The organism is Sphingomonas bacterium, assembly GCF_903644055.1.
GTDB lineage: Bacteria > Pseudomonadota > Alphaproteobacteria > Sphingomonadales > Sphingomonadaceae > Sphingomonas_I.
The window spans coordinates 1-3,286 of the sequence record NZ_CAHJXD010000047.1 but is presented as its reverse complement, the minus strand read 5'-3'; the positions used below and the strand labels follow the sequence as shown (position 1 = coordinate 3,286).

The following is a 3,286-nucleotide window of genomic DNA, read 5'->3' as shown; positions in this document are numbered from 1 at the left end:
CGGCGCGGCAAGATGGCCGAGGACAAGATCGCCGGCGCCGAGCGCACCGCGGTCGCCGAGCTCCGCGCCGCGGCCGCGACCGCCGCCGCCGCGGCCGCCGCGACGCTCATCGCCGGCACGCACGACGCGGGCAACGACAAGGCGCTGGTCGACAAGGTGATCGCCGGGCTGGGGCAGCGGCTGAACTAGGCTCTCCGACGCCGCCCTCGTCACCAACTTGCCGTCATCCCAGCGTAAGCTGGGATCTCGTGACATCGGGTGCTCGTCCCCTGAGCATGAGATGCCAGCCTACGCTGGCATGACGATTCCTTCTGGGGGAGACGCCGCCTTTACGTCAGCCAGCCCATCACCATATCGGGATGCAGCGGCACCTGCGCGAAGCCCGCGATCGCGAACAGGATCGAGATCCCGCCCGCGCCCCAGGCGAAGAACAGCAGCCCCCACAGTTCGGTGAGCGCGGCGATCGCCGTTGTCGCCAGCGCGATCGAGGCGAGGCCGTCCGAAAGGTCGAACTGGTCGTCGCGGTAATTGTTATGGTCGTAATCGTCCTGCGCCGCCTGCGCGGCCTTCCTGAGATCGCCCGACTCGCGCATGTACTTGGCGCCCTCCAGGGCCGCGCGCGCCGCCGCCGGCCCGCCGTTCGCCGCCGCCATCCCCTCCATGTGGAGCTTGATCCGCGTCGCCTGATATTCGTTCCACGTATCGATCTTGGTCGATTGCGCGGCCTGCATGTTCTGGACGATGTTGCCGTCCTTGATGTTGCACAGCGCCATCGAGACGCTGAGCACCACTACCGTCGCGGCAACCGCGCGGTTGAGCGTTCTGTTGGAGGATTCGGGGATGTCGGGCGCCTCGCTCATGGCGCGACTGTACCCAATCCTCCCCTGCAAGGGGAGGGGGACCATCCCCAGGATGGTGGAGGGGTGTCGCCCTATCCAGAACGCGACACCCCTCCGTCTGGCTTCGCCTGCCACCTCCCCTTCCAGGGGAGGATCGTGTGGCGCTTCGCCTGGTCCGCTCCTAAATCAGTTCGGTGACCGAGACCGCTGACCGTTTCAACGAAGAGAAAGCGACCTATGCCGTGCGCGGCAGCGATGCCCCCGATATCGAGGCGGGGGTCGCGGCGATCCGCAACGTGCTCAAGACGCTGCCGGTGCGCCCCGGCGTCTACCGGATGCTCGATGCGCGTGGCGACGTACTCTACGTCGGCAAGGCGCGCGCGCTCAAGAACCGGGTGTCGAACTATACGCAGGTCGCGCGGCTCCCCCGGCGGCTCTCCCGCATGGTCGCGCAGACGCGCGGCATGACCGTGGTGACGACCAACACCGAGGCCGAGGCGCTGCTGCTAGAGGCGCAGCTCATCAAGCGCTTCCGCCCCGCCTACAATGTGCTGCTGCGCGACGACAAAAGCTTCCCCTTCATCCTGCTGCGCGAGGATCATCCCTTCCCGCGCGTCCAGCTCCATCGCGGCGCGCGCCGCGCCACGGGGCAATATTTCGGCCCGTTCGCGGGCGCGGGGGCGGTGCGCAAGACGCTGACCGCGCTTCAGAAGCTGTTCCTGCTGCGCTCCTGCACCGACAGCTTCTTCGCCAACCGCACGCGGCCCTGCCTGCTCCACCAGATCAAGCGCTGCTCGGCGCCCTGCGTCGATCGCATCGCCAAGGAGGAATATGCCGAGCTGGTCGCCGACGCCGCCGATTTCCTCTGCGGCAAATCGACCAAGGTCCAGCAGAAGCTCAGCGGCCAGATGGCGGCGGCGGCCGAGGCGATGGATTTCGAATCGGCAGCGATCATGCGCGATCGGCTGCGCGCGCTGACCTTCATCCAGGGCACGCAGGCGATCAACGCCGAGGGCATCGAGGACGCCGATCTCTTCGCGCTCGCCTGCCGGCAGGGGCAGATCGGCATCCAGGCCTTCTTCATCCGCGGCGGCCAGAATTGGGGCCACCGCGCCTTCTTCCCGACGCACACCGCCGAGGTGCCCGAGGATGAGGTGCTGACCAGCTTCATGATGCAGTTCTACGAGGAGGTGCCGCCCCCGCGCCTCGTCCTCGTCGATCGCCTGCTGCCCGAGGCGGCGCTGATCGCCGAAGCGTTGGCCGAGAAGGCGGAGCGCAAGGTGGTGCTTAAGGTGCCGCAGCGCGGCGAGCAGCGCCGCCTCCTCGCGCAGGCGACGCGCAACGCCGAGGAAGCGCTCGATCGCCGCCTTGCCGAAGGAGCGACGCAGACCAGGCTGCTCCGCGAGGTCGCCGATCTGTTCGCACTGGAGGCGGTGCCCGGCCGGATCGAGATCTACGACAACAGCCACATCATGGGCACCAACATGGTCGGCGCGATGGTCGTCGCGGGGCCCGAGGGCTTCCGCAAGGGCCAGTATCGCAAGTTCAACATCAAGCGCCCCGAGACCGCCCCCGGCGACGATTTCGCGATGATGCGCGAGGTGCTGGAGCGCCGCTTCGCGCGGCTGGAGCAGGAGGATCCCGATCGCAAGTCGGGCGAATGGCCCGATCTGCTGCTGATCGACGGCGGCAAGGGGCAGGTCTCGGCGGTGTATCGGACGATGGAGGAGCTGGGCGTCCACGACGTGCCGATCGTCGGCATCTCCAAGGGGCCGGACCGCAACGCCGGGCGCGAGCATTTCCATCTGCCCGACGGCCGCGAATCGATGCTGCCCCCGGGATCGCCGGTGCTGTTCTACCTCCAGCGCCTGCGCGACGAGGCGCACCGCTTCGCGATCGGCGCGCACCGCACCCGCCGCGCGGCGGCGATGACGACCAGCCCGCTCGATGACGTCCCCGGCATCGGCCCGGCGCGCAAGAAGGCGCTGCTGATGCATTTCGGTACGGCCAAGGCGGTGCGCGGCGCGGCGCTGGAGGATCTGCGCCGCGTGCCCGGCGTCTCGGAGACGATGGCGCGCGCGATCCACGATCACTTCCATGCGCGCGGTTAACCTTGCTGCTTAGCCGAACGGTCATCGAAGCCCACTAAAGCCTGTCCCAGCGGCGGATCGCCGCGTGTATCCGTGGCTTGGCTTTCCCGTGATTGTCGCTCCGGCCGATATCCCATCCCGCTTGGGATCGGCCGGGGTGACGATGGCGCGCAACCGGCCTACCTCCCGCCGATGCACATCGAAACCGAGGCGATCGTCTGCGCGGTGCGGGCCCATGGCGAGCATGGCGCGATCGTGCGCGCGCTGACCGCCGAGCACGGCCTGCTCGCGGGCTATGTGCGCGGCGGGCGCTCGCGGCGGCTGCGCCCGGTGCTGGTGCCCGGCAACGTCGTGCGC

The 3,286-nt window shown here is 68.7% G+C and carries 3 protein-coding genes and 1 pseudogene; 3 read left to right on the top strand and 1 reads right to left on the bottom strand.

Going from position 1 to position 3,286, the window contains the following annotated elements:
* Positions 1 to 189: pseudogene (locus HUU94_RS01970) on the top strand (F0F1 ATP synthase subunit B); the annotation flags it as partial.
* 140 nt (positions 190 to 329) lie between these two features.
* Here the strand turns inward: HUU94_RS01970 and HUU94_RS01965 are convergent.
* Positions 330 to 860, bottom strand: coding sequence for a DUF4337 family protein (locus HUU94_RS01965; RefSeq protein ID WP_174273445.1), 531 nt, complete (start codon positions 858 to 860; stop codon positions 330 to 332).
* Positions 861 to 1,033: 173 nt separating this feature from the next.
* Here HUU94_RS01965 and uvrC point away from each other — a divergent pair, with 173 nt between their 5' ends.
* A complete protein-coding gene (gene uvrC / locus HUU94_RS01960) occupies positions 1,034 to 2,950 on the top strand; it encodes an excinuclease ABC subunit UvrC (protein ID WP_174273444.1) in 1,917 nt (638 codons plus the stop codon).
* Positions 2,951 to 3,121: 171 nt separating this feature from the next.
* The coding region (locus tag HUU94_RS01955; protein WP_174273443.1) for a recombination protein O N-terminal domain-containing protein at positions 3,122 to 3,286 on the top strand (165 nt) is incomplete at its 3' end.